The sequence below is a fragment of the Polymorphospora sp. NPDC050346 genome (genome assembly GCF_040655695.1).
Taxonomy (GTDB): Bacteria; Actinomycetota; Actinomycetes; order Mycobacteriales; family Micromonosporaceae; genus Polymorphospora; species Polymorphospora lycopeni.
The window spans coordinates 34,531-60,918 of record NZ_JBFAKM010000024.1 but is presented as its reverse complement, the minus strand read 5'-3'; the positions used below and the strand labels follow the sequence as shown (position 1 = coordinate 60,918).

At 73.7% G+C, this 26,388-nt stretch carries 22 protein-coding genes; 8 read left to right on the top strand and 14 right to left on the bottom strand.

The window, feature by feature from the left end; genetic code table 11:
* Positions 1-79: 79 nt before the first annotated feature.
* From alaS to AB0I42_RS23470, 6 genes are all read right to left on the bottom strand, one after another.
* A complete protein-coding gene (gene alaS / locus AB0I42_RS23495) occupies positions 80-2,761 on the bottom strand; it encodes an alanine--tRNA ligase (RefSeq protein ID WP_357540010.1) in 2,682 nt (893 codons plus the stop codon).
* Entirely contained in the window at positions 2,758-3,063 is a 306-nt protein-coding gene (locus tag AB0I42_RS23490) for a hypothetical protein (RefSeq protein ID WP_357540008.1), read from the bottom strand. The genes alaS and AB0I42_RS23490 overlap by 4 nt, the downstream gene beginning before the upstream one ends.
* Before the next feature lie 42 nt (positions 3,064-3,105).
* Positions 3,106-3,567: a DUF948 domain-containing protein gene (locus tag AB0I42_RS23485; RefSeq protein ID WP_357540006.1), complete on the bottom strand. Its 462-nt coding sequence runs from the start codon at positions 3,565-3,567 to the stop codon at positions 3,106-3,108.
* 144 nt (positions 3,568-3,711) lie between these two features.
* Positions 3,712-4,401, bottom strand: coding sequence for a hypothetical protein (locus AB0I42_RS23480; protein ID WP_357540142.1), 690 nt, complete (start codon positions 4,399-4,401; stop codon positions 3,712-3,714).
* Positions 4,402-6,974: 2,573 nt separating this feature from the next.
* Positions 6,975-8,669, bottom strand: a complete 1,695-nt coding sequence (locus tag AB0I42_RS23475; RefSeq protein WP_357540004.1) for a replication-associated recombination protein A — start codon at positions 8,667-8,669, stop codon at positions 6,975-6,977.
* A gap of 74 nt (positions 8,670-8,743) precedes the next feature.
* Entirely contained in the window at positions 8,744-8,932 is a 189-nt protein-coding gene (locus AB0I42_RS23470) for a hypothetical protein (RefSeq protein ID WP_357540002.1), read from the bottom strand.
* A gap of 148 nt (positions 8,933-9,080) precedes the next feature.
* Between AB0I42_RS23470 and AB0I42_RS23465 the strand changes: the two genes are divergently transcribed.
* Entirely contained in the window at positions 9,081-9,830 is a 750-nt protein-coding gene (locus AB0I42_RS23465) for a GNAT family N-acetyltransferase (RefSeq protein ID WP_357540000.1), read from the top strand.
* A 104-nt stretch (positions 9,831-9,934) separates the two neighbouring features.
* On the opposite strand, the gene AB0I42_RS23460 is transcribed toward AB0I42_RS23465, so the two are convergent.
* Positions 9,935-10,756 carry a sugar nucleotide-binding protein gene (locus tag AB0I42_RS23460; RefSeq protein WP_357539998.1) on the bottom strand — a complete coding sequence of 274 codons (822 nt, stop codon included), beginning with the start codon at positions 10,754-10,756 and terminating at the stop codon, positions 9,935-9,937.
* Positions 10,757-10,859: 103 nt separating this feature from the next.
* On the bottom strand, positions 10,860-12,665 hold the full coding sequence (gene aspS, locus AB0I42_RS23455; RefSeq protein ID WP_357539995.1) for an aspartate--tRNA ligase: 1,806 nt from the start codon (positions 12,663-12,665) through the stop codon (positions 10,860-10,862).
* A gap of 145 nt (positions 12,666-12,810) precedes the next feature.
* Here aspS and AB0I42_RS23450 point away from each other — a divergent pair, with 145 nt between their 5' ends.
* The 4 genes from AB0I42_RS23450 to AB0I42_RS23435 all read left to right on the top strand — a co-directional run bounded on the left by AB0I42_RS23450 (position 12,811) and on the right by AB0I42_RS23435 (position 15,406).
* A complete protein-coding gene (locus AB0I42_RS23450) occupies positions 12,811-13,422 on the top strand; it encodes a DUF998 domain-containing protein (RefSeq protein WP_357539993.1) in 612 nt (203 codons plus the stop codon).
* Positions 13,423-13,574: 152 nt separating this feature from the next.
* Positions 13,575-13,778 (top strand): hypothetical protein, encoded by a 204-nt coding sequence (locus AB0I42_RS23445; protein WP_357539991.1) that lies wholly within the window; start codon positions 13,575-13,577, stop codon positions 13,776-13,778.
* Between the two features lie 131 nt (positions 13,779-13,909).
* On the top strand, positions 13,910-14,290 hold the full coding sequence (locus AB0I42_RS23440; protein WP_357539989.1) for a DUF5713 family protein: 381 nt from the start codon (positions 13,910-13,912) through the stop codon (positions 14,288-14,290).
* A gap of 249 nt (positions 14,291-14,539) precedes the next feature.
* Positions 14,540-15,406 (top strand): CPBP family glutamic-type intramembrane protease, encoded by an 867-nt coding sequence (locus AB0I42_RS23435; RefSeq protein WP_357539987.1) that lies wholly within the window; start codon positions 14,540-14,542, stop codon positions 15,404-15,406.
* A gap of 29 nt (positions 15,407-15,435) precedes the next feature.
* Here the strand turns inward: AB0I42_RS23435 and AB0I42_RS23430 are convergent, their stop codons facing one another.
* Positions 15,436-17,040, bottom strand: coding sequence for an MFS transporter (locus tag AB0I42_RS23430; protein WP_357539985.1), 1,605 nt, complete (start codon positions 17,038-17,040; stop codon positions 15,436-15,438).
* A 110-nt stretch (positions 17,041-17,150) separates the two neighbouring features.
* Positions 17,151-17,624, bottom strand: a complete 474-nt coding sequence (locus tag AB0I42_RS23425) for a helix-turn-helix domain-containing protein (RefSeq protein ID WP_357539983.1) — start codon at positions 17,622-17,624, stop codon at positions 17,151-17,153.
* 55 nt (positions 17,625-17,679) lie between these two features.
* Between AB0I42_RS23425 and AB0I42_RS23420 the strand changes: the two genes are divergently transcribed.
* Entirely contained in the window at positions 17,680-18,201 is a 522-nt protein-coding gene (locus tag AB0I42_RS23420) for a PaaI family thioesterase (protein ID WP_357539981.1), read from the top strand.
* Between the two features lie 175 nt (positions 18,202-18,376).
* On the opposite strand, the gene AB0I42_RS23415 is transcribed toward AB0I42_RS23420, so the two are convergent.
* The 3 genes from AB0I42_RS23415 to AB0I42_RS23405 form a co-directional block, all read right to left on the bottom strand.
* The gene (locus AB0I42_RS23415) at positions 18,377-19,327 is read right to left on the bottom strand and encodes an acyl-ACP desaturase (protein WP_357539979.1); all 951 of its coding nucleotides are present in this window, start codon (positions 19,325-19,327) and stop codon (positions 18,377-18,379) included.
* A gap of 76 nt (positions 19,328-19,403) precedes the next feature.
* A complete protein-coding gene (gene hisS / locus AB0I42_RS23410) occupies positions 19,404-20,732 on the bottom strand; it encodes a histidine--tRNA ligase (RefSeq protein ID WP_357539977.1) in 1,329 nt (442 codons plus the stop codon).
* A gap of 46 nt (positions 20,733-20,778) precedes the next feature.
* Entirely contained in the window at positions 20,779-21,492 is a 714-nt protein-coding gene (locus AB0I42_RS23405) for an MBL fold metallo-hydrolase (protein WP_357539975.1), read from the bottom strand.
* Between the two features lie 283 nt (positions 21,493-21,775).
* Between AB0I42_RS23405 and AB0I42_RS23400 the strand changes: the two genes are divergently transcribed.
* Complete coding sequence (locus AB0I42_RS23400) at positions 21,776-22,660, top strand: peptidylprolyl isomerase (RefSeq protein ID WP_357539973.1); 885 nt, start codon at positions 21,776-21,778, stop codon at positions 22,658-22,660.
* 51 nt (positions 22,661-22,711) lie between these two features.
* Positions 22,712-23,545, top strand: a complete 834-nt coding sequence (locus AB0I42_RS23395; RefSeq protein ID WP_357539971.1) for a peptidylprolyl isomerase — start codon at positions 22,712-22,714, stop codon at positions 23,543-23,545.
* Positions 23,546-23,699: 154 nt separating this feature from the next.
* On the opposite strand, the gene AB0I42_RS23390 is transcribed toward AB0I42_RS23395, so the two are convergent.
* Positions 23,700-26,120: a bifunctional (p)ppGpp synthetase/guanosine-3',5'-bis(diphosphate) 3'-pyrophosphohydrolase gene (locus tag AB0I42_RS23390; RefSeq protein ID WP_357540140.1), complete on the bottom strand. Its 2,421-nt coding sequence runs from the start codon at positions 26,118-26,120 to the stop codon at positions 23,700-23,702.
* Between the last annotated feature and the right edge of the window lie 268 nt (positions 26,121-26,388).

The following is a 26,388-nucleotide window of genomic DNA, read 5'->3' as shown; positions in this document are numbered from 1 at the left end:
GATCGGGCAGGCGAGCCCTTGATCGACACTGCTCAAGACAAACCCGTACGGCCGCCGGGGCCGCACGTCGGAAACCGGATCAGCCTACCTCCGCCACCGCCCGCTCGACCGCGGCGAGCAGGTTGGCCGCCTCGGCCGCCGGCACACCGCCACCCTGCGCCAGGTCGGCGTTGCCGCCGCCCCGGCCGGACAGCGCGCCCTTGACCAGGTCGACCGCTGCCACGCCCCGCCCCTTGGCGGCGGCGTTGACCGCCACCACCAGCGACGCCTTGCCCCCGGACCGGGCCGCGACCGCGACCACCGCCGGCCGGGCCGGATCGACCTTGCCACGGATCTCCTGCGCCAGGGTCCGTACGTCGTTGCCGGCCGCACCCTCGGGCGCCTCGGTGCCGACGTAGGCGATGCCCCGGACGTCCTTGGCCTGCCCCGCCAGCGCCGCCGCCCCGCCGAGCACCAGCTGGGCGCGCAACTTCTCCAGCTCCCGCTCGGCGTCGCGCAACTGCGTCACCGTCTGCTGCACCCGGTCGGCGACCTGGTCGCCCGGCACCCGGAAGAGTTCGGCGAGCCGGGCCACCAGCAGGTGTTCCCGGGCGAGGAAGCTGAACGCGTCGATACCGACGAGCGCCTCGACCCGGCGTACGCCGGAACCGATCGACGACTCGGACAGGATCTTGACCAGGCCGAGCTGCCCGGACCGGGACACGTGCGTGCCACCGCACAGCTCGCGGGCGTAGTCGCCAACCTCGACGACCCGCACCTCGTCGCCGTACTTCTCGCCGAAGAGCGCCATCGCACCGAGCCGGCGCGCCTCCTCCTGAGAGGTGATGAACGCGTTGACCTCCAGGTCACGCAGCAGCACCTCGTTGACCTGCTGCTCGACATCGTGCAGCACGCTCGCCGACACCGCGCCCGGGGTGTTGAAGTCGAACCGCAGCCGGCCCGGCGCGTTCAGCGAACCCGCCTGGGTCGCCGACTCGCCGAGGAAGTTGCGCATCGTCTGGTGCACCAGGTGGGTCGCGGTGTGCGACCGCGAGATCGCCCGGCGCCGGGTGATGTCGATCTCGGCGTAGCCGGCCTCGCCGGCGCGTACCTCGCCGCGGACCACCCGTACCTTGTGCACGATCAGGCCGGGCACCGGCGACTGGACGTCGAGCACCTCGACCTGGCCGCCGCCGACCGTGATCAGGCCGAGGTCGGGCTGCTGACCACCGCCCTCGGCGTAGAACGGGGTGGTGTCCAGCACCAGCTCGACCGTCTCGCCCTCGCCGGCCACGTCGCGCCGGCCGCCGCCACCGAGCAGCGCGCGCACCCGCGACTCGCGGGTGACCTCGCTGTAGCCGGTGAACTCCACCGGCCCGCCGTCCTCGAGGACGGTGCGGTAGGCGGACAGGTCGACGTGCCCCGTCTTGCGCGCCTGCGCGTCGGCCTTCGCCCGGGCCCGCTGGTCGGCCATCAGCCGCCGGAAGCCGTCCGCGTCGACCCGCAGGCCCTGCTCCGCCGCGATCTCCAGGGTCAGGTCGATCGGGAACCCGTACGTGTCGTGGAGCTGGAACGCCTTCTCGCCCGACAACGTGTCGCCGCCGGCCGCCTTCGTCGCCGTGACCGCCGTGTCCAGGATCGTCGTCCCCGACCGCAGCGTGGTCAGGAAGGCGTCCTCCTCCGCGTACGCGTACTGCGAGATCCGGTCGAACTCCTCGGCGACCTCCGGATAGGACGGCGCCATGCAGTCCCGCGCCACCGGCAGCAGCTCGGGCAGCGCCCGCTCCTGCCAGCCGAGCAGCCGCATCGCCCGGATCGCCCGCCGCATGATCCGCCGCAGCACGTAGCCGCGGCCCTCGTTCGACGGGGTCACCCCGTCGGAGATGAGCATCAGCGACGTCCGGACGTGGTCGGCGATCACCCGCAGCCGTACGTCGTCCGGATGCGACTCGCTGGCCACCGTGCCGGACCTCGCCCCGTAGACGGTGCCGGTCAGCTCCGCCGCCCGCGACAGGATCGGCCGGACCTCGTCGATCTCGTACAGGTTGTCGACCCCCTGCAGGATCGACGCCATCCGCTCCAGGCCCATGCCGGTGTCGATGTTCTTCGCCGGCAGGTCGCCCAGGATCGGGTAGTTCTCCTTGTCGGTGCCCGGACCCCGCTCGAACTGCATGAACACCAGGTTCCAGAACTCCAGGAACCGGTCCTCGTCGACCTCCGGACCGCCGTCGGGCCCGTACGCGGGACCCCGGTCGTAGTACAGCTCCGAACACGGGCCGCACGGGCCGGGAATGCCCATCGACCAGAAGTTGTCCTTCTTGCCGCGCCGCACGATCCGCTCGGTCGGCACGCCGGTCCGGCGCCAGATCTCGTACGCCTCGTCGTCGTCGAGGTAGACCGTCGCCCAGATCCGTTCCGGGTCCAGCCCGAACCCGCCCTGCTCCACCGGCTTCGTGGACAGCTCCCAGGCGAGCGGGATCGCGCCGTCCTTGAAATAGTCACCGAACGAGAAGTTCCCGTTCATCTGGAAGAACGTCCCGTGCCGGCTGGTCTTGCCGACCTCGTCGATGTCGGGCGTACGGATGCACTTCTGCACGCTCGCGGCCCGCGTGTACGGCGCCGACCGCTGCCCGAGGAAGAACGGTACGAACTGCACCATCCCGGCGTTGATGAACAACAGGTTCGGATCATCGATCGCCGGCAACGGAGCCGACGGCACCACGGCATGCCCGTTCGCCTCGAAATGCGCGAGGAACCGCCGCTTGATCTCCGCCGTCTTCATCGCTTGCCTTCCTCCGGGAATATGTGCCGGTCGCCGATCCGCTCGTCGTCGCGCAGGTCGGCGAACTCGTCCTCGTAGAGCACGCCGTCGGCGAACGCCTGGTGGATCTCCAGCTCACGCTCGGCCATGCCCTCGCGTACGTCGTCCACGAAGCTACGCAGCGACGCGACGAGACCGCCAGCGGATTCCGACAGCGACTCGGCGATGCCGCCGGGGGTGTAGGAGTGTGCCTTGCGGGTCAGCTTGTGGACCACCACCGCCCCCACGGCGAGCCCGACGCCCAACCACAGCAACCGTTTCATTGCCTCTTCCTTCCTCGTGCCGAGCCGTGGGGTGCGGCGGGATCAGCGGTTGCCGCGCTTGGCGGCCCGCCGCTGCTGCTTCAGGGTGGCGCGGACCTCGCGATCCTCGTCGGCCTGCCGCCGGGCGGAGGCCGCCTTGCGTACCCCGTATCCGAACGCGGCGACCTTGACCAGCGGGTTGGCCGCCGCGGCCGAGACCACGGTGGCCAGGTTGGCGACGTTCGCGGTGACGTTCTGGGCGTGCCCGGTCATCGTGTCGATCTTGGCGAGCTGGATGTTCACCCCGTCCAGCGAGGTGTGCACCTGCGTCAGCGCGACGTTGACGTTCTCCACCGTGCTGTTGACGTTGCCCAGCAGCGGCGCGGTGCGCTCGTTGAGATCGTTGATCGTCCGGGTGGCCGCGTCGACCGTGTGCCGCAGCCGAAGGATCGGCACCGCGAGCACCAGTACGAGCATCAGAAACGCCCCGGCCGCGATCAAAGCCGCGATCTGTCCACCGTCCACGCGTGTCCTCCTCAACCGAAGCGTGATCGTCGGCGCGCCGTGCCGTCCACTGTCGGGGGTGTCGCTACCGGACGGAGGGTCCGGTGCGCCGACGCCCTCTCTGCGCCAACGTGCAGACCCTACCGTCCGTGACGGCTCCCGGCCTCACGACGGGGAGGGTGTCAGGTCCAGAAGTGGATCGTCGGTGAAGATCGGGTCCGGGTCCTCGCCGGTGAGCGACGGATCGGTGCTCGGCTGCGGTCCGGTGCGCTCGTCGGCGATCGCGTTACGTACCTTGACCGTCACCACCGAACCGGTGCAGCCCTCGGCCGCCGGCTCCTCCGACTCCTGCGGATTCGGGTCGGTGCCCGGCTCACCGGTCGGCAGCAGGTCGGGCTCCACCGCCGGCTGCTCCACCGCACAGGGTGGCTCGCGTACCCACAGGTCCAGCGTCAGCTCGTCGCGCCGCCAGCAGGTGTAGCTCCCCTCGACCGGCTGGTCCGGGCAGAACTCCGGCGTCCACGGCCGCCAGCCGTCGTCGGTGAGCGCCTTCTCGTAGACCGTCGCGGTCTCCTCGGAGCCGCGCTCGGACTGCACGGTCCGCTCCCGGAACCGGCACTCGATGAAGCACCACCGGCTGCCGTCGACCCCGTCCTGCACCGACGTCGACGCCCACGCCGGCACGGCGAGCGCGTCGAGGGAACTGAAGACCGGGTCGCGGGTCGCCGCCCGGATACCGAAGTAGAGCGGCAGCGCGCCGAGCACCAGCAGGCTGACCATGATCAGGGCGGCCAGCCGCAGCCGCCGCTGCTCCCGCATCTGGCGGCGGATCTCCGACCGGGCGCCCCGGAACATGCCGGCTCCCGGCCGCCGGGCCCCGGGGCGGTCCCCGTCCTCGTCGTCGTCGAATCCGCCGTCCCGGTCGGCCGGCGGGGCGTACCCCCGCAGCGCCGGGTCGTCGGGCCGGGCGACGGCGGAGCCGGGCGGGGCCGCCCGGCCGGCTGCCGGGTCACCGGCCGGTGGCCGGACCGGGGCGGACGCCGTACGCAGCGGCGGCACCGTGGAGATCAGCGACGTCAAGGCACCGGGGTCGACCGGCGCGGGCCCGTCCGGCCGTCCGCCGGGGCCAGGCCGGTCGGGGCCCGCCCGGTCGGGACCGGGCCGGTCGGGGCCAGGCCGGTCCGGGCCGGGCCTGTTCGGACCGGGGTGGTCGGGACCGGGCCGGTCGGGGCCAGGCCGGTCCGAGCCGGGCCTGTTCGGACCGGGCGGGGGTGGCACGGCCGCGGCACGGACCACCGCCGCGGCGCGGGGTGGACCCTCGGCCGGCGGCACCGGGCCGGCACCGGGCGGGGCCGGTTCGGACCGGCGCGCCCGGTCGTCGGCGGCCGGTTCCCCCGGGTACGGCCGGTGCGGCTCACCGTGCGCCGGCCGGGCGTGCGGTGGGACCGGCGCCGCGGACGCGGTCCGGTCGGCCGGTGGCGGGCCGACGGTCGACCGGCCGGCGGGCGGTACGGCCGCGCTACCGGCCGGCGGTACGGCCGCGCCCCCCACGGGTGGTACCGACGCGCTACCGGCGGGTGGTACCGACGCGCTACCGGCGGGTGGTACCGACGCGCTACCGGCCGGGGGCCGGACCGGTGCGGTCCCGGCGGGCGGCACGACCGAGGCTGAGCCGGCCGCTCCCGGCGCGCCGCCGACCGGCGGCGGAATCGCGGCACCGCCGGGCGGCGGGGGCACCGCCGCGGTGCCGGGCGGCGGCGGCACCGAGGCCGTTCCCGTCCCGCGCCGGTCGGTCGCCCCGTCGGGTGCGGGCGCGTGCCCGGGTACGCGTGCCGACGGGGGGCGGGCACCGGTACCCGGCTCGGCGGGACGTACCGGGACGCGTCCGGCCGGCGGGACGTCGCCGCCGCGGATGTCGCCGGTCCGGTCCCCCCGCCGCCCCGTACCGTCCGCGAGGACGTCGCCGGTGCGGTCGCCGTGCCGGCCCGCCGCGATGTCACCGGTCCGGTCACCGTGCCGGCCTCCGGCGATATCGCCGGTGCGGTCGCCGGGCCGGCCCGGATAGGCCGCACGGGGGTCGCCGGGCCGGTCGTCGGGCCGGGCGTCGCCGGGGGGTGGCCCGGGCCGGGTTTCGGGGCGTACCGGGCCGCCGGCCGGACCGGCGATTCCCGGCGGTGGCCCGCCGGGCCCGCCGCGGGCGGGCGTCTGCGGCCAGCCGGCGGTGGGGGCGTCGCCCCCGCCGTCCGGCTCGGGGGCCCGACGGCGCCCGCCGCCGGTCGGCTCGTCCGCCGGCGGGCGCTCGGCCCGCCGGAACGCGTCGAACGGTTCGCGACCCGCCTCGAAGTCGGGTATCTCGCGGCCCCGTGGCCCGGGCCCGGCCGGTGGCCGGGCGGCACCCGGGGTCTGCTGTGGAGGAGCGGGTGGCGGCACCGGTGGGGCGTTGCCGCTCCTGGGTACGACCGGTCCGGTTCCGTCCGGGTCGGTGCCGGCGGCCCGCAGCGGCACGAAGCCACCGGACCGCGTTCCGGGCCCCTCGGCGGCGGGCGGCGGCACCGGACCGGTCGGCGGCACTGCCCGGCCGGCGGGTGGTTGCGTACCCGGCTCGGCGGCGGGTCGACCGGGCGGCGGTCCCGGCGGCGGACCGGGCCGGGCGGCGGTCGGCGGCCAGGCGCCGGTGCCCGGCGGCGGGCCGGCCGGACCGGCCTGCCGGGGATCGGCCGGCGCCGTCTGCCGGGGATCGGCCTGGCGAGGAGCGCCCGGAGCCGTCTGCCGGGGGTCGGCCTGGCGAGGAGCGCCCGGAGCCGTCTGCCGGGGGTCGGTCGGCATGGCCTGCCGGGGATCAGCCGGGTCGGGACGCCGAGGGTCGGTCGGCATGGCCTGTCGAGGATCAGCCGGGTCGGGACGCCGAGGGTCGGTCGGCATGGCCTGTCGAGGATCAGCCGGCGCGGCACGCCGGGCATCGGGGTGCGCCGGTCCATCGCCGGGCCGGGCCGGTGGCGCCGACGCGGGTGGCATCGATCCCGGCGGTATCGATCCCGGCGGTATCGACCACGTCCGGGTCGCATCCGGGTCCGGGGCGGCGCGGCCGGCCGGCGCCGGACCGGCGGCGGACCGGCGATCGGGGGCCGGCTCGCCACGCTCGGACCGGGAATCGGGGGCCGCCTCGCCCCGCCGGGCGGCGGGTGGCAGGTCGCCGGGGAAGGGCTCGGGCGCGCCACCCCGCGGGCCGGTCGGTTCGGCGCCGCCGGGGCCGATGTCGGCGCGCTGCTCACGTGCCGTCCGCAGGTCGGCGATCCAGCCGAGTTCCTCGCCGGACACCTGCTCCGGTTCGGCCGGCTCGGGCCGGTTACGACCCCACCGCCGGCCCTTGGGCCGGGCGTCCCGGCCCTCGTCGGAGCCGTCTTCGGGCCGCTCGGAACCGCGCGATCTCACTGGTGAGCCTCCCCGGCAGGGGTCCTGCCGTCGTCGTCGGATGTGCTGCCGGGCCGGGCCTGCCCGCCCGCCGGATCGTTCCTGGCCGCCACACCATTGGCGGGAACCGCCACCTCGTCGGCGGCAGCCGGCGCGGCACCGGCGGGCGGCTCCCCGGCGGGTGGCTCCCCGGCGGGTGGCGGTCCGTCGATGGGCGTGGCCCGCGGCGGGCCGTCACCGGCGGACCCGCCGGCCACGGCCGCCGAGCCGTCGGTGCCGGGGTCACGCCGTGCCTCGGCGGTGCGCCCGGCGGTCGCCGGCGCGGGACCACGGGCGGGCGGCGGCAGGCCGCGCACGATCCGGCGCAGCACCGGCAGCCGGGCCGCGACGGGCCGCTCCGCGCCGTGCTCGGTCGGCCGGTAGTAGTCGACGCCGGCCAGCTCGTCCGGGGCGTACTGCTGGGTCACGACACCGCGCTGGTCGTCGTGCGGATAGCGGTAGCCGATGCCGTGCCCCAGCCCCTTCGAGCCGGCGTAGTGGCCGTCGCGCAGGGCCCGCGGCACCGCCCCGCCCCGGCCGGCCCGTACGTCGCCGATCGCGGCGGCGATCGCCGAGGTGGCCGAGTTGGACTTCGGTGCGGTCGCCATGTGGATCACCGCCTGGGCGAGGTTGAGCTGCGCCTCGGGCAGGCCGACGTATTCCACCGCGTGCGCGGCGGCGGTCGCCACGCTGAGCGCGGTCGGGTCGGCCATCCCGACGTCCTCGCTGGCGAAGATCACGATGCGCCGGGCGATGAACCGGGCGTCCTCGCCGGCGACCAGCATCCGGGCCAGCCAGTGCAGTGCCGCGTCGACGTCGGAGCCCCGCATGCTCTTGATGAAGGCGCTGGTCACGTCGTAGTGCGCGTCGCCGTCGCGGTCGTAGCGCACGGCGGCCACGTCGACCGCGCGCTCCGCGGTGGCCAGGTCGATCTCGGCCGCCCCGGTCGCGGCCGCCGAGCCGGCCGCCGCCTCGAGCGCCGTCAGTGCCTTGCGTACGTCGCCGCCGGCGAGACGTACGAGGTGGTCCTCGGCCTCGGGCGCCAGGGTGACGGCGCCGGCCAGGCCGCGCCCGTCGGTGACGGCGCGGCGCAGCAGGTCGCGGACCGCGGCGTCGTCGAGCGGCTGGAGGGTGAGCAGCACGCACCGCGACAGCAGCGGCGAGATGACCGAGAAGTACGGGTTCTCGGTGGTCGCCGCCAGCAGTGTCACCGTACGGTCCTCGACGGCGGCGAGGAGCGAGTCCTGCTGCGTCTTGCTGAAGCGGTGCACCTCGTCGATGAACAGCACGGTCGGCGGGCCGCCGGCGCGACGCTGGCGGCGGGCCGTGTCGATCACCGCCCGGACGTCCTTGACCCCGGCCGACAGCGCCGACATGGCCACGAACCGGCGGTCGGTCGCCGCCGCGACCAGGTGCGCGATCGTGGTCTTGCCGCAGCCGGGCGGCCCCCACAGGATCACCGACATCGGGGCGGCGCCGCCGACGAGTTGCCGAAGCGGCGACCCCGGCGCGAGCAGATGCTGCTGGCCGACGAGTTCGTCGATCGTGGCCGGTCGCATCCGGACTGGCAGCGGCGAGTCGGCGCCCGGGGTGGTGAACCCGTCGCCGGCACCGGGCTGCGCACCGCGCGGGCCACCGGGGTCGGCGAGCGGGAAAAGACCGTCGGGCTCCATCACGAAGACAGTACCGGCCCGGCGACAGGCGCCGAAAAGACGCCGAAGCCGGGCCGGTGACCTGCGAACGGCCGTCAGCGGCGACCTCGGCGGCTCCACCGCCGGCCGCCGGCGCCGGCCCCGCCGAGATGCAGGGCGACCAGGAGCAGTCCGATGAGTACGAGGGTGTTCCAGTTGAACAGGTCGGGCGCACCGAAGTCGGTGCTCAGCAGGTCGAGGAGCAGTGCGAAACCGAAGACCACAGCCGCGGCGATGGCGAACATGACATTTCCTCCGAGAGGGGGTTTCCCAGTGGGTCGGCGCCGGAAGTACCCAGCGGCGACCGCCGCCAATCTCCGCCGCCGCATCGACCACCGTGATCAGGCACGACGTCGGGCCGGGCGGGCCGGACCCGGTCGGTACGGTGGGTCGGTGACCAGGACCGGGGAACCGCTGGCCGGGCGGGCCGAGGTGCTGGCCGCGGCCGGCGACCACACCTACGTACGGCTGACGACCGCCGGGGACCCGGCCGGCGGCGGCGTCACCGGTTTCCGGCTCGGTACGGACACCGTCGTGTGGTTCGGCGCCGGTCCGGGCGGACCGGTCGGGTACGCCCTCGGCGACGGGGTCCGGGCCGCCAGGTTCTTCGCCTCGACCGGGTCGGACGGTCCGGTGCCGCGCCCCCGGCACCTGCACCTGCCGGACGTGCCGACGCCGGTGCTGGCGCCGCACCTGGCCTTCACCCGGATCGGCCGGTGGCTCTTCCTCGACACGGCGGCGCCACCGTCGGCGTGTCCCGGCGAGGACGCGGTGGTGCCGCTCACCGCCGCCGACCACGACGCGATCGACGAACTGCTCGACGACGTCCTTCCGGACAGCACCACCCGGCCCGGCGACGCGCGGGTCGCCGGCTGGTACGGCATCCGCGCCGGTGGCCGGCTGGTCGCCTGCGGCGCCGACCGCAGCCGCGGCGACGTCGGCTTCCTGGCCTCCCTCGCGGTCGCCCGCGACGCCCAGGGCCGGGGCCTGGGCGGTGCGCTCACCACGGCGCTGACCCGCCGGCTGGTCGACCGGTACGGGCGGGCGAGCCTCGGCGTGTACGTGGAGAACGTCGGCGCGATCCGGCTCTACCGGCGGCTCGGCTACACGGGCGCCCTCCCCCGCACCTCCCTCTCCCTCTGATCCCGGTGATCAGGGAGTACGACGCGCGGGTCGGGGCGCGAACTCCCTGATCACGCGGATCACCGGGAGGCCCGCCGGGGCGCCGGCCCGGCGGGCCGGGAGGGCTAGCCGGGGGTCAGGTAGGTGCTCACCGGCCGGAGCCGGGTCCTCAGCAGGGCGACCGCCCGCGCCGGGTCGAGACGTACCTCGGCCGGGCTCGGCCGCCCGGACGAGGCGATGGTGCCGGTCCGCAGCCGCGCCGGGTCGACCCCGTGGCGGCGGGCGACCAGGACACCGAGTTCGACGCGGCTGAGCGCCTCCGGCCCGCACACGTTCAGCGGGCCGGCGACCGGGTGGTCGACGAGTTCGAGCACCGCCGACGCCAGATCCTCGACGCCGAGCGGGCAGCGGATCTGGTCGGCGAACAGCCGCGGCCCGCCGTCGGTGGCGGCGGCCAGGCACAGGCGTACCTGCTCGCTGTTCTCGTCGCCGACGATCAGCGAGGTACGCACCAGCAGCGCACCGGGGTCGACCAGCCGTACGGCGGTCTCGGCCGCCGCCTTCGCCGCCCCGTACGCGAAGACCGGGCTGGGCGGTTCGTCGTCGGTGTACGGCCTGGACCGTCCACCGTGGATGGCGTCGCTGGACACGTGGACGAGGCGGGCGCCGACCGACGCGGCGGCCAGCGCCACGTGGGCCGCCCCGTCGGCGGTGACCGCCCAGTCGTCGTACCGGTAGGCGGTGTTGACCACGGCGGTCGGGCGTACCCGACCGGCGAGGGAGAGCACGGCGGACCGGTCCCGTACGTCGAGCGGCGTCCAGGTGACGTCCGGCACCGCACCGGCGGTGCGGTGGTGGGTGCCGACGACCCGGCGGCCGGCGGCGACCGCCTGCCGGCACACCTCGCCGCCAAGCAGCCCGGTGGCGCCGACGACTAGCAGTGTCACGTCGCCCGCCCGACCGCGCCGTGATCCGCGTGATCAGGGAGTTCGACGCACGCCGCGCCGACGACACGCGCGACGCGGCCCCTGATCACGCGGATCTTCGGCGTCAGGAGGGTTCCACCGGGGCGGCCACGCCCGTGGTGCCGGCCGCCGGGGCGGCGGGCTTGGGCTTGGCGTCCACGCCGGCCTCCAGCCGCTGCTGGGCGGTGATCGGGGTCGGGGCGCTGGTCAGCGGGTCGAAGCCACCCCGGGTCTTCGGGAAGGCGATCACCTCGCGGATCGAGTCGGCACCGGCGAGCAGCATGCAGATCCGGTCCCAGCCGAACGCGATGCCGGCGTGCGGCGGCGGGCCGTACTTGAACGCCTCCAGCAGGAAGCCGAACTTGTCGGCGGCCTCGTCCGGGCTGATGCCGAGCAGGTCGAAGACCCGGCGCTGCACATCGCCCCGGTGGATACGGACCGAGCCGCCACCGATCTCGTTGCCGTTGCAGACGATGTCGTACGCGTACGCCAGCGCCCGGTCCGGCGCCTCCTCGAAGCGGTCCAGCCAGTCGGAGTTCGGCGAGGTGAACGGGTGGTGCACCGCCGTCCAGCCGCCGTCGTCGGTCTTCTCGAACATCGGCGCGTCGACGACCCAGCAGAACGCCCAGGCGCCCTCGTCGACCAGGCCGGCCCGCTTGGCGATCTCGATCCGGGCGGCGCCGAGCAGCTCCTGCGCGTCCCGCCGGTCGGCGCCCGCGGCGAAGAAGACCGCGTCACCCGGCTTGGCGCCGACCGCGTCGGCGAGACCGCCGAGGTGCGCCGCCGACAGGTTCTTCGCGACCGGGCCGCGCGGCTCGCCGGTCTCGGCGTCGAGGACCACGTACGCCAGGCCACGGGCGCCCCGCGCCTTGGCCCAGTCCTGCCAGCCGTCGAGTTCCTTGCGGGTCTGGCCCGCCCCGCCCGGCATGACCACCGCACCGACGTAGCCACCGGCGTCGATCGCACCGGCGAACACCCGGAACTCGGTGCCGCGCAGGTAGTCGGTCAGCTCGGTCAGCTCCACGCCGTAGCGCAGGTCGGGCTTGTCGGAGCCGTACCGGTCCATGGCGTCGTGCCAGGTGATCCGCGGGATCGGCGTGCTGATCTCGTGGCCGGCCAGGTCCTTCCAGAGCGCGCCGACGATCGCCTCACCGAGTTCGATCACGTCGTCCTGGACGACGAACGACATCTCGATGTCGAGCTGGGTGAACTCCGGCTGCCGGTCGGCGCGGAAGTCCTCGTCGCGGTAGCAGCGGGCGATCTGGTAGTAGCGCTCCATGCCGCCGACCATCAGGAGCTGCTTGAAGAGCTGCGGCGACTGCGGCAGGGCGTACCAGGTGCCGGGCTGGAGACGGACCGGGACCAGGAAGTCGCGGGCGCCCTCCGGCGTCGACCGGGTCAGGGTCGGGGTCTCGATCTCCAGGAAGTCGCGGTCGTGCAGCACGGTGCGGGCGATGTGGTTCGCCCGCGACCGCAGCTTCAGGTTGCGCGACGGGCCGCTGCGGCGCAGGTCGAGGTAGCGGTACTTGAGGCGTACGTCGTCTCCGGCGTCGACGTGGTCGTCGACCGGCAGCGGCAGCGGGGCGGCCTCCGACAGGATGACCAACTCGGAAGCGGTCACCTCGATCTCGCCGGTCGCCAGCTCCGGGTTGTCGTTGCCCTCGGGCCGGCGGTCGACCTGGCCGGTGATCCGTACGCAGTACTCGTTGCGCAGGGCGTGGGCGGTCTCGATCTCCTCGCGGAAGACGACCTGCACCACGCCGGACGAGTCGCGCAGGTCGACGAAGATCACGCCGCCGTGGTCGCGCCGGCGGGCCACCCACCCGGCGAGCGTCACCGTCGTGCCGGCGTGCGTGGCGCGCAGGGTGCCGGCGTCATGGGTACGGATCACGGCAGGCGTCTCCTTCGACTGTTGCGGGCTGCACCGGCATTCTCTCAGCCGTCCCGCCGTCCGCACGCCACCACCCCGCCGTCGCCGCGCCGTCGCCCCCGACCGTCACCGCGGCAGGCCGGTCGCCCCGCCGTACGGTGGGGTGGTGTGCGCGGTGCCCTGGTGGGGGATTGCCTCGTCGGCGGCGGCCCCGGTCCTGCTGATCGGCGGCTGGACCGTCGCCGCCGGCCGGCAACAGGGCTACGACCCGACCACCGGCACGATCAGCGCACTGGCCGCCCTCGGCGCCACCGACCGCTGGATCATGACGGTCGCGCTGGCCGGGCTCGGGATCTGCCACCTCGTCACCGCGTGCGGCCTGCGGCCGGTGCCGGCCGCCGGTCGGGGCGTGCTCGCGCTGGGCGGGATCGCGACCGTACTCGTGGCCGCCTTCCCACAACCCGCGACCGGCACCTCGACCGCGCACGGGGTGGCGGCCGCGGTCGCGTTCGGCGCCCTCGGCCTGTGGCCGGCGCTCGGCTTCCGCCGGGATACGCCCCGGCACCCGACGCTGCGCCCGGCGGTCGCGGTCAGCGCCGCCGTGGTGCTGCTGGCCCTGGTCGGCTGGTTCGTCGCCGGTCTCGGCGGCAGCGGGTACGCCGGCCTCGCCGAGCGGGTGGCGGCCGGCGCCCAGGCGCTGTGGCCGCTCGTCGTCGTGCTCGACAGCCGCCGTTCCCGACCCGTGGTGCGGACCACGAAGTCGCGCGGTTCCGCTTAGCCGGGCGCCGTCCCGGGTACGCAACCGGTCAGGACACGTCGAACCAACTGCACGGCAGGTGTCATGAGCGAGCGAAGGGAGCGGGTTCTGAGCGAGCGAATCACCCCGCTCAGCTCGAATCATGACGCCGGCGAGCGAAGGGAGCAGGTGTCATGATCCGCAACGCGGTACGTCGTTGGGCGGTCGTCGCGGTCGCTGTTCCGGTGGCGGCGGCCGGGGTCCGGAAGGTGAGCCAGACGCTGGAGGCCCGGCGTGGCTCGTCGAAGGCGACCCGGCTGATGCACAACGCGGCTGACCAGGCTCAACGCCTGTTCGGGCGCAAGCCGAAGCGGAACCGTCTGCGATTCGGCCGCTGACCCGTTCCACCCGCGTGGGGGGCGGCACCGCGCGGTGCCGCCCCCCACGCGTACGCCGCGATCTTGCACTTGTCGCCGGACGAAAGCCGCAGATGGGGGAGACAACCGCAAGATCGCGGAGAGGGTGGGGCATGATCGGCGCGTCCAGGCGTCGAAGGGATGTGGGCACCGTGCCGGTCACGAATCAACAGGTGACAGAGCATGACTTTCTGCACGGGATGTATGCGGACCCGTACTTTCCGGATCATGTCGTCGACAGGGGCAGGGCGATCCTGCTGCGGTTGTGCGAGCGGATCGAGGCGGAGCGGCCTTCCGACCTGGCCGCCCTGTACGTGCTGACGGAGGCGGCGACGGAGGAGTTCAACCTGCTGGAGGCCGACTTCGAGGCAGCGGGGAGCGAGATCGAGACCGTCGCGCGCGAGGAGATCGCGGGCGACTTCCGGTTCGTGGCGTCGGCCTACGGGTTCAGCGACGCGGACACTGAGAAGCTGGTGGCCGCCCGGGACTGGTGAGCGGTGGCGGCCACAGCGAATTCGCTGTGGCTACGCCGAATTCGCTGTGGACCGCGACAGCAGTACCCCGCCGGGGCGGCGCGACAGCAGTACCCGGCTCCCAGGGCAGGCGGCGTCCCTCCGGCTGTGATCGTCTGCGGCTGGCGCACTCGACACGCCGGACCGGGCAGGGCGGTCCCTCCAAGGATGTAGTCGACGATCGTCGCGCCGAGGGATTCTCCGGGCTTCCCTGGACAGCACGCTGGAAACATGCGTACCAAGGTGCTGACCGCCGCCGGTCTGCTGCTGCTCGCCGCCGTACCCGTGGTGTTGCTGCTGTCCGGCCGCACCGACCTGCGGACCTCGGCCGACGAGGAGGCCGGTCCGATCCCGCTGGCCGCGGTGGTCGTCCCCGTACTCGCCGCGATGCTGCTGACCCGGCTCGTCCCGCCCCGGCTGCCCGGCCTGCCGCCGATCGACCCCGACCAGCGGGCGGTGTACCGCCGCCAGGCCGTCGGGCTGACCCTGATCGCGCTGGTGTTCCCGGTGGTCGCGGTGGTCGTCTTCGCGCTGCCCGACGGCGGGCTGTTCTACGGCCCGGTCAAGGTCCTCCTGCTGATCGGCGTGAGCTGGCTGGTGCTGCGCCGGTGGCCGGCCCCGTCCCCGGCCGCCGCGCACCGGGCGCTGCTCCCCCGCCGCTGGTACCTGTTCGGCGCGGTGCCGGCCGTGCTGGCCTGGGGATACCTGCTCTACTACAGTCCGCTCTCCGGCGACCGGGACATGTCCGGCTACGAGGCGTACGACCCGGCGGTGCTGGCCGGTGCGGCGGTGTTCACGTTCCTGACCGCGAGCGTGACGGAGGAGATCTTCTACCGGGTGTTCCTGCAGACCCGGCTGGAGGTGCTGCTCGGCCGGTGGCCGGCGATCGTGGCGACCGCGCTGTTGTTCGCCGCGATGCACGTGCACCGGTTCGGTGACGGCCCGTTCGGGGAGAATCTCGCGGTGATCCTGGCCTGGAACGGCGGCTTCGGGCTGCTGACCGGCTACCTGTGGGCCCGCTACCGCAACGTGTGGGTGCTGATCGTGGTCCATGGCGCGGTGAACAGCATGGGCCTGCTGCCGCTGCTGTTCGGCTGACCCGTCACGGCGGCCGTCCGGCCGCCCCTTCAGGCGGGCCGGGCCGGCAGCAGGTGGGTGACCTCCGGCTCGCCGTCGGCCAGGGCCCGCGCCCGCTCCTCGGCCGCCTGGTCGGCGCCGGTCATCCGGCCGCCGTGCTGGCGCAGGTGCTCGTCCCACGACGACACCCGGTAGACCTCGACGAACCGGTCCGGCCGCTCCCCGGACCGGTAGAGGCCCCAGTGGGTCGCGCCGGTGCGCTGGCGGGAACGGCGGACGAACTGCATCGCCGCGACGAACTCGGCCTCCCGTTCGGGCTGTACGGGGTAGGTCACGGTGACCAGGACCGGGCCGAGCCGCCGGTCGGGGTCGGGGGTGAGGTGCGGCTCCGGCCAGTAGACGGCCGGCGCCCGGTCGAGGTGGCCGACCTCGCGCAGCGGCCACCAGCGGACCGTCGCGGCGCCGACGAGCATCAGCGCGCCGGCCGCCACGTGCGCGACGACGAGGTCGGTGGCCTGGGCCAGGGCGCCCCAGGCGAGTGCGCCGAGGGCCTGCCCGCCGGCGAAGACGATCTGCCACATCGACATGCCGCGGGCGCGTACCCAGCCGGGCAGGAACAGTTGCATCGACGCGTTGACGCTGGACAGCACGGTCAGCCAGGCCATCCCGGCCGGCACCAGGGCGATGGTGACAAGCAGCGGCCGGGGTACGGCGCCGACGACGAGCAGCGCCGCCCCGAAGACCAGGCCGGCGGCGAGCAGCAGTTGACTGGCGGACAGCCAGGCGCGCAGCCGGGGCAGCACGAACGCCCCGGCGACGGCCCCGACGCCGAGCGCGGCGAGCAGGAGCCCGTACCCGCTGGAACCGAGCCCGAGACGGACGCTGGCGATCAGTGGCAGCAGCGCCCACAGCGCGGTGCCGGGCACGATGAACAGGGTGGCGCGCAGCAGGATGCGGCGGACGACCGGCGAGTGCCGTACATATCGGCCGCCGGCGCGTAGCGCGGCCAGGAAGCGTTCCGGGTGGTCGCCGCCGGCCTGGCGCGGTGCCCGCCAGCGCAGCAGCACCAGCGTGAAGACCAGGAACGAGGCCGCGTTGACCGCGAAGACGACCGCGACGCCGGCCTGGGCGACCAGTACGCCGGCGATCGCCGGGCCGACCGCACGGGCCAGGTTGATGCTGATCGAGCCGAGCGCCGACGCGGACTGCAACTGCGGGCGGGGCACGAGTTCGGGGATGACGGCCTGCCAGGCGGGCAGGGTCAGCGCCTGGCCGACACCGAGGGCGAAGGTCAGGCCGAGCAGGAGGGCGGGCGGCATCCGGCCGGCGGCGGTCAGGGCGGTGAGGGCGACGCCGACCACGAACAGGAACGCCTGTACGGCGATCAGCAGGCGCCGCCGGTCGAAGGTGTCGGCGAGCGCCCCGGCCGGCAGGGCGAGCAGCAGGACCGGCAGCATGCTCGCGGTCTGGACGAGGGCGACGAGCGTGGTGGCACCGGGTTCGTCGACGAGCAGCCACTGGGCACCGACGGTCTGCATCCAGGCGCCGATGTTGCTGCCGAGCACGGCGAGCCACAGGCTGCGGAAGGCGGTGACGCGCAGCGGCGCCCAGGCCGAGGGGGGCGCCGCCGGGCGGACCGGTTCGGTGGCACTCATCGGCCGCACCGTACCGCGCGGTGCCGTCACCGGCGGCCGGAAGTGATCGACGGAACTGCCCGTGAGCAGCCCGGAAGTGGGTACGGCGGCCCGGACCCGCGCGGTTTCGGTCAGGCGCGGCGGCGGGCGCCGGGGCCGGGCCGGGGCAGCACCTCGCGCGGGTCGGCGACCTCGTGGCCGGCGGCGCAGCGCAGGACGGCGCGCACCGGCGCGCCGCAGTCGCGGTGCGCGGTCTCCAGCGGCGGCCCCTCGGGGTCGGCGAGGTAGCGGTCACCCCATTCGAGTACGGCGACCAGCACCGGCCACAGGTCGAGTCCCTTGTCGGTGAGGCGGTATTCGTGGCGCAGCCGGGCGCCCGGCTCCCGGTAGGGTTCGCGGCGCAGCACGCCCTGCCCGACCAGGCCGGCGAGCCGGTTGGTGAGCACCTGGCGTGGGATGCCGGTGCGTTCGCGCATGTCGTCGAAGCGGCGTACGCCGTTGAAGACCTCGCGGAGCACGACGACGGTCCACCGCTCGCCGAGGATCGCCATGGCGCGGCCGATGGTGCAGTTGTCGATTTCCCAGTCGAGTGCGGCGGGTCTCACCCCGCCAGGCTAGGTCTCATTGACAGACTCAGCAACCTGCTGCGAGGCTGCGTCCATGACGCAGACCCAGACCGGTCCGGCGCCGGCCCGCACCCGTACCTTCTCGTGGACCGACCCGGCGGCGACCGCCGCGACGCTGGGCCGGCGCGCCGGCCTGGAGACCATCCAGGCGATGATCCGGGGCGAGGTGCCCGCTCCGCCGATCATGCACACCATCGGCGCCGACGGCATGACGGCCGACGAGGGGCGGGCCCGGGTGACCCTCACCCCGCAGGAGTTCCACTACAACCCGCTCGGCTCGGTGCACGGCGGCATCATCTCCACCCTGCTCGACACCGCCGCCGGCTGCGCCGTCCACACCACCCTGCCCGCCGGGTACGGCTACACCTCGCTCGACCTCAACGTGAAGTTCGTCCGGCCGGCGACGGTCGCCTCCGGCCTGCTCACCTGCGAGGGCGTCGTGGTGCAGCGCGGCCGGCGGGTGGCGCTGGCCGAGGCCCGGCTCACCGACGCCGCCGGCCGCCTGGTCGCCCAGGCCACCTCGAGCTGCCTGGTCTTCGAACTCCCACCCGCCTGACCCGCCCCCGCGCCGCCCGGGCCGCGCCCGCCGCCGCCCCGGCGCCGCCGCGCTGGCGCCGGCGCCCCGCGCTGGCGCGGCCCGGCGCAAGATCCGCGTGATCAGGGAGTTCGCACCCCGACGCGCCGGCGACACGCGCGATTCAGTCCCTGATCACGCGGATCTTGGCGACTGGTCAGGCGGATCTTGCGGCGATGCGGGCCTCCCGGGCGGCGCGCTTCTCCTCGAACCGGGTCGCCGCCAAGTCCAACTCGGACACGTGCTCGGCCAACTGCTCGCGGGCCAGCTCGCCGTCGGCGTCCAGGCCGGTCACGTTCCAGATGTCCCACTGCCGCAGCACCGGGTTGACCACGTCGTCGCGGTGCTGCCGCAGGTCGTAGATGCCGGCCAGGGCGATCTGCACCGACTTGCGGGCGAAGCCGTCGATGCCGTTGCCCGGCATCTGGAAGTCGCCGACCACGTCGGCGACCGCCCGCATCGCCTGGCTGGGCGCGAACTCGAACGCCGCGGCCAGCAGGTTGCGGTAGAAGACCATGTGCAGGTTCTCGTCGGCCGCGACCCGGGCCAGCAGCTGCTCGCAGAGCGGGTCGCCGGTGGCCCGGCCGGTGTTCCGGTGCGAGATCCGGGTCGCCAGCTCCTGGAACGAGACGTACGCCAGCGAGTGCAGCACCTCGTCGTCGTGCTGGTTGGAGTAGCCGGCCGACATGTGCACCATCCGGGCCCGCTCCAGCGCCACCGGGTCGACCGCCCGGGTCACCGTCAGGTAGTCGCGGATCGCCGTACCGTGCCGCCCCTCCTCCGCCGTCCACCGGTGCACCCAGGTCCCCCACGCCCCGTCCTGGCCGAACAGCGTGGCGATCTGCCGGTGGTACGACGGCAGGTTGTCCTCGGTCAGCAGGTTGACGATCAGCGCGGTGCGGGCCGCCTCCGGGATGGTGGAGTCCGCGGGCGACCACGCCTCGCCGCCCAGCACGCCGTCGAAGGTGCGCCCGTCGCTCCACGGCACGTACTCGTGCGGGAACCACTCCTTGGCCAGCCCGAGGTGCCGGTCGAGGTTCGTGGCGACGACCGGCTCCAGTTCGATGAGCAGGGCTTCCTGGCTGAGCGGCGTACGGGTGGACGGCACGATCGATTCTCCCTACCTACGGTGGCGTAACTTACGGTACCGTAGGTCGAGTTCGGCCATCACGGCAACCGGCGGCTCAACTGATGAGCGGCCGCAGGTCGGCCGGGGGTGGCGACCAGTCGTCGGCGGTCGCGTCGACCTGCTCCCCCGACCGGATGTCCTTGACCGTGTCGCCGGCACCGTCCGCACCCGGGAACCACACGTACGGGATGCCGCGCCGCTCCGCGAACCGGATCTGCTTGCCGAACCTGGCCGCCGTCGGCGCCACCTCGGTCGGGATGCCGCGCCGCCGCAGCCCGGCCGCGATCCGGTCGCAGTCGCGCCGCCGCTCCTCGTCGGGCAGCGCCACCAGCACGCAGGTCGGCACGTCGCGCGACACGGTCAGCTCGCCGGCGCCGAAGAGCAGCCCGAGCAGCCGGGACACCCCGATCGAGATCCCGACCCCGGGGAAGCGGGTGTCGCCGGCACTGGCGAGGTTGTCGTACCGGCCGCCGGAGCAGATCGACCCGAACTTCTCGTATCCGACCATCTGGGTCTCGTAGACGGTGCCGGTGTAGTAGTCGAGGCCACGGGCGATCCGCAGGTCGGCCACGCACAGGCCGGGCGCGTGCGCGGCGGCGGTCTCCACCACCGCGACCAGCTCGGCCAGGCCCTCGTCCAGCAGCGGGTGGGTCACCCCGAGCGCGCGTACGGCGTCGGCGAACGACGCGTCCGGCGCGCAGATCTCGGCCAGCGACAGGCACGCCTTGGCCTGCGCCTCGCTCGCCCCGGCGGTCTCGGCCAGCAGCGCCGCCACCTTCGCCGGACCGATCTTGTCGAGCTTGTCGACGGCCCGCAGCGCCGCCTCCGGGTCGGTCAGCCCGATCCCGCGGTAGAAGCCCTCGCAGACCTTGCGGTTGTTGACCTGGATCCGGACCGGCGGGATCGGCAGGCCGCCGAGCGCGTCGCCGATCACCAGCGGGATCTCGGCCTCGTAGTGGGCCGGCAGGGTGTCCCGGTCGACGATGTCGATGTCGGCCTGGAGGAACTCGCGGTAGCGGCCCTCCTGCGGCCGTTCGCCGCGCCACACCTTCTGGATCTGGTAGCGCCGGAACGGGAACTGCAGCTTGCCGGCGTTCTCAAGCACGAACCGGGCGAACGGCACGGTCAGGTCGAAGTGCAGGCCGAGCGCGTCGTCGTCGGTCGCGCCGGCCGGATCCTCCTGCAGCCGGCGCAGGACGTAGACCTCCTTGGACGTCTCGCCCTTGCGCAGCAACTGGTCCAGCGGTTCGACCGCCCGGGTCTCCAGCGGCGCGAAGCCGTACAACTCGAAGGTGTCGCGGATGCGGTCCACGACGTACTGCTCGATCATCCGCTGCGGCGGCAGCCATTCGGGAAAGCCGGAGATCGGCCTGGGCTTGCTCATGATTCTCCTCGGACGGCGCCGCGCCGGGCGCGGCGCCGGAAAGTTCTTAGAGACCCCGCGCCGGTCCGGCGGCCTGGCCGCCCGTCATGACCTGACGCAGGTACGGGTTGGTCGCGCGCTCGCGCCCCATCGTGGTGGCGGGGCCGTGGCCGGGCAGTACGACGGTGTCGTCGGCGAGCGGGAGCACCTTGTCGCGCAGGCTCCGCATCATCGTGGGGAGACTGCCGCCCGGCAGGTCGGTGCGACCGATCGAGCCGGCGAAGAGCACGTCACCGGTGAGGCAGAGCTGTTCGGCCTCGAAGGACGAGCCGGCGCCGGGCAACCGGAACATCACCGACCCGCCGGTATGGCCCGGCGCGTGGTCGACCGTGATCTCCAGGCCGGCCAGGGTCAGGGTGGCGCCGTCGGTCAGCTCGGCGACGTCCTCGGGCTCGGTGTAGGGCAGCCGGCCGCCGAAGAGCTGGGCCGGGTCGATCGACAGCGCCTTGCCCGGGTCGGCGAGCAGCTCACGGTCTGCCGGGTGCACGTAGGCGGTGATGCCGCGGGCACCGCAGACCGGTGTCACCGAGAAGGTGTGGTCGAGGTGGCCGTGGGTCAGCAGCACGGCGGCCGGGTGCAGCCGGTGCTCGGCGAGCAGCGCGTCGAGCTGGTCGACCACCCCGATCCCGGGGTCGACGACCACGCACTGCTCCCCCGGCGCGGTGGCCACCACGTAGCAGTTGGTGCCGAAGGCGTCCGCGGGAAAGCCGGCGACGAGCACGTGCGGCCCCTCCTCCTACAACGGTTGTCGACGGGTCGAGCCTAGCCGCAGCCGCCACCGGGTTCCGCGCCGAACCCGCCCCGGCGGCGGTCGTGGCGGGCGTCGAAGGTGAGGCCCGATAACATTCGGCTACCTCGCACACCAAATTCTTAGTGACTACCCGTACACTCTGGCGGGCGTGTGGCGTGGCGCACTTGACGCCCGACGATGCGGCGACGACGCCGCCACCGGGTCGAGGCGACGCCGTCGCCACCGGATCGAGGTAAGAGGAAGGGGAGCGCGGGTGGCTTCCAGCAAGGACCGGCAGCGCAAGTTGGCGCGTGCCAAGCTCGATCGGCAGATGGCCCGCAGGGCCGCCGGCCTGCGTCGGCGCCGCCGGATCCAGGCCGGTGTCGGTGCGGCGGCCGCGCTGCTGCTGATCGTTGTCGGTTCGTTCTGGGCGCTCGGCGGCTTCGACCGCGATCCCGAGGAGGAACAGGCCGGCCCGCCGGAGGTCTGCACCTGGACCCCGCAGAACGCGGCGAACAACCCCAGCCTCAAGGAGGTCGGGACCCCGTCGACGACCGACGTGCCGACCAGCGGCACCCGGCCGATGACGGTCACCACCAACCAGGGCGCGCCGATCACGGTCGACCTCGACCTGACCAACGCGCCGTGCGCCGGTGCGAGCTTCGCCCACCTGTCCGGCCAGGGCTTCTTCGACAACACCACCTGCCACGAGATCACCGAGGAGGGCGCGCTGCTCTGCGGTGACCACAGCGGCACCGGGGCGGGCGGCCCGTCGTACACGTTCTTCAACGAGAACGTGCCCCCGGCGGTGTCGGCGAGCCCGGCCCCGGACGCTCCCCCGCTGTACCCCGCCGGCACGGTGGCGATGATGGGCACCCCGCCGGGCGCCAACGGCAGCCAGTTCCTGATCTTCTTCCGGGACTACACCACGGCCGAACCCATGTATCCCATCGTGGGCCGCGTCACCGCCGGCCAGGATGTCGTCGACACGATCGGCAAAATGGAGACGGTGGACAACGGCATGGGCGCGAAGGTCAAGCCGGCGACCGACGTCCTGATCCAGAGCCTGACCGTCGGCGAGGTGACGACCGCCCCGCCGGCGCCCGATTTGACCGACGCGCCGCCCACGGCCTCGCCGAGCGCCACCGGCCAGTCCTGACCAGCCCCGCGCACGCCCCGCGCGCAGAAACAAGTTCCAGGAGGAGCGACCGTGACGTCGACCAAGGAGCGGCAACGGGCCGCCGCGCGCGCCCGGCTCGAGAAGGAGATGGCCCAGCGTGCCGCCGCCGCCCGCAAGCGTCGCCAGATCCAGGCCTCGGTCGGTGCCGGCGTGGCCCTTCTGGTGGTGATCACCGGAACGGTGCTGCTGGTCACCAACCTCGGCGGCGACGAGCCGGAGACCACCACGGCCCCGCCGTCGGCCGACACCGCCGCCTGCGACTGGATCGAGGTGCCGGCGGAGATGCGCAGCCCGCAGACCAAGGACGTCGGCCTGCCGCCGACCGAGGTGCCGGCCAAGGGCGCCGAGACGCTGACGTTCGACACCAACCTCGGGCCGATCAGCGCCAAGCTCGACCTGACCAAGGTGCCGTGCACGGCGGCCAGCTTCAAGCACCTGGCGACCACCGGGTTCTACGACAACTCCAAGTGCCACCGGCTGGTGACCGAGGGGCTCCAGGTGCTCCAGTGCGGTGACCCGAGCGCGACCGGTGAGGGCTACCGGGAGACCGACGGCACCGGCGGTCCGACCTACCGGTTCGCCGAGGAGAACCTGCCGGTCGACAAGCGCCCCGCCTACCCGGAGGGCGTCATCGCGATGGCGAAGACCAGCGAGCCGAGCAGCACCGGCAGCCAGTTCTTCATCGTCTACGGCGACAGCGAACTGTCCCCGGACTACACCGTCCTGGGCACCGTCACGGCGGGCATGGACATCGTGAAGAAGGTCGGCGCCGACGGGCACGACAACGCGTTCGCCGAGTCGGCCGGTGGCGGCCACCCCAAGACCGAGGTCCTGATCAAGTCACTGACGCTCACCGCCGGCTGACGACCCGTACCACCGACGAAAGATCGGCGCGATCCCCGCGGGGATCGCGCCGATCTTTCGTTTCCGCTCTTTCCCGTTTCCGATCTTCTCGTTTCCGCCGGGTCGGCGCCCGCCGGGTCGTTCCGGTCAGGTCGGCGCCGGCCGCCAGACGGCCTCAGGCGCCCGACGTGACCCGGTAGGCGTCGAAGACCCCGTCGACCTTGCGTACGGCCGCCAGCAGGTGTCCCAGGTGCTTCGGATCGGCCATCTCGAAGCTGAACCGGCTGACCGCCACCCGGTCGCGGGTCGTGGTGACCGTCGCGGACAGGATGTTGACCCGCTCCTCGGACAGCACGCGGGTGACGTCGGCGAGCAGCTTGTGCCGGTCGAGCGCCTCGACCTGGATCGCGACCAGGAACGTCGACGCCGAGGTCAGCTTCCAGCTCACCTCGACGATCCGCTCCTCCTGGACCTTCAGGTCCTCGGCGTTGGCGCAGTCGTCGCGGTGCACGCTGACCCCGCCGGACCGGGTCACGAACCCGAAGACCGCATCCGGCGGTACGGGCGTGCAGCACCGGGCCAGCTTGATCCAGACGTCGCTGACCCCGCGTACGACCACACCCGGGTCATGGCCGGTCACCCGGCTGCGCGGCGGGCGGGTGGCGATCGCGGTCTCGGCCAGGTCCTCGGCCGCGCCCTCCTCGCCGCCGTAGCCGGCCATCAGCCGCTGGACGACCGACTGCGCCGACACCTGGCTGTCGCCGACCGCCGCGTACAGCGACGCCACGTCGGGCAGGTGCAGGTCGCGGGCGATCGTCATCAGGTTGTCGGAGCTGAGCATCCGCTGCAACGGCATGCCCTGCTTGCGCATCGCCTTGACGATCGCGTCCTTGCCGGCCTCGATCGCCTCCTCGCGGCGCTCCTTGTTGAAGAACTGCCGGATCTTCGTACGCGCCCGCGGGCTCTTGACGAACCCGAGCCAGTCCTGGGTCGGGCCGGCGGTGTCGGACTTCGAGGTGAAGATCTCGATCACGTCGCCGTTGGACAGCGTCGACTCCAGCGGCACCAGCTTGCCGTTGACCCGCGCCCCGATGCACTTGTGCCCGACCTCGGTGTGCACCGCGTACGCGAAGTCGACCGGCGTCGACGCGGTCGGCAGCGGGATCACGTCGCCCTTCGGCGTGAAGACGTAGACTTCCTGGCTGGACAGGTCGAACCGCAGCGCGTCGAGGAACTCGCTCGGGTCGCTCGCCTCCCGCTGCCAGTCCAGCAGCTGCCGCAGCCAGGTCATCTCGTCGATGTGCGCCGGCGGGCCGACGATCGTCGCGCCCTTCTTCTCCTTGTATTTCCAGTGCGCGGCGATGCCGAACTCGGCGGTGCGGTGCATCGCGTACGTCCGGATCTGCATCTCGACCGGCTTGCCGGTCGGGCCGATCACGGTGGTGTGCAGCGACTGGTACATGTTGAACTTCGGCATCGCGATGTAGTCCTTGAACCGGCCCGGCACGGGCTGCCAGTTCGCGTGGATCACACCGAGGGCCGCGTAGCAGTCGCGGACCGTGTCGACCAGGATGCGGACGCCGACCAGGTCGTAGATGTCGTTGAAGTCCCGACCCCGGACGATCATCTTCTGGTAGATCGAGTAGAGGTGCTTGGGCCGCCCGGTCGTCTCCGCCTTGATCTTGGCGGCCTTCAGGTCGACCTGCACCTTCTGCGTCACCTGGCGCAGCAGCGCCTCCCGCTGCGGCTGGTGCTCGCCGATCAGCCGGTTGATCTCCTCGAACCGCTTCGGGAACAGCGTGCCGAACGCCAGGTCCTCGAGCTCCCACTTGATCGTGTTCATACCCAGCCGGTGGGCCAGCGGGGCGAGGATCTCCAGCGTCTCCTTCGCCTTCTGCTCCTGCTTCGGCCGGGGCAGGAAGGTCAGCGTGCGCATGTTGTGCAGCCGGTCGGCGAGCTTGATGACCAGCACCCGCGGGTCCTTGGCCATCGCGACCACCATCTTGCGGATGGTCTCGGCCTTCGCCGCGTCGCCGAGCTTGACCTTGTCGAGCTTGGTCACCCCGTCGACCAGCAGCGCCACCTCGCCGCCGAAGTCGGCCCGCATCTGGTCGAGGCCGTAGTCGGTGTCCTCGATCGTGTCGTGCAGCAGCGCCGCGACCAGCGTGGTCGTGTCCATGCCCAGGTTGGCCAGGATCGTCGCCACCGCGAGCGGGTGCGTGATGTACGGGTCACCGGACTTGCGGTACTGCCCGGAGTGCCAGCGGGCGGCCATGTCGAAGGCGCGCTGGAGCAGCCGGGCGTCGGCCTTGGGATGCGACGCCCGGTGGGTGGCGATGAGCGGCTCCAGCACCTCGCTCACCTGGGGCGTCTGCCACGGCGCGTTGAACCGGGCCAGCCGGGCCCGAACCCGCCGGCCGGTGGGCGCGCCGACCAGGCCGAAGCTCGACGACTGCGACTCCGGGTCGTCGGTCGCCGGACCGGGCGACGTGCCCGGGGTCGGGAAGGCCACCACGACCCCGCCGGCCGGGTCGCCGTTGCGGCCCGTGCCGTTGGCGGCCGGGGTGTTGCCCGCCGGCCCGGTGCCGTTGGCCACCTGGCCGGTGCCGTTGGCCGCCCGGCCGGTGGGGTTCGCCGTCGAGGCCGGGGACGGAACGGCACCGGAACGCGTGCCGGCGGGCACGGCGGTGCCGGACAGCGCACCGGCGGCCGGGCCACGGCCCGCCGACGCGTCGGCCGCCGGCCCGTGGCCGTTCGTCAGGGCCTCGCCGTCGGCCCGGCCCGTGGTCCGGTCGGACGCCGCGCCACGCGGCGCCCGCTCAGATGACAGTTCGAATTCGTCGGCCGGGGCGGCCACCTGGCCC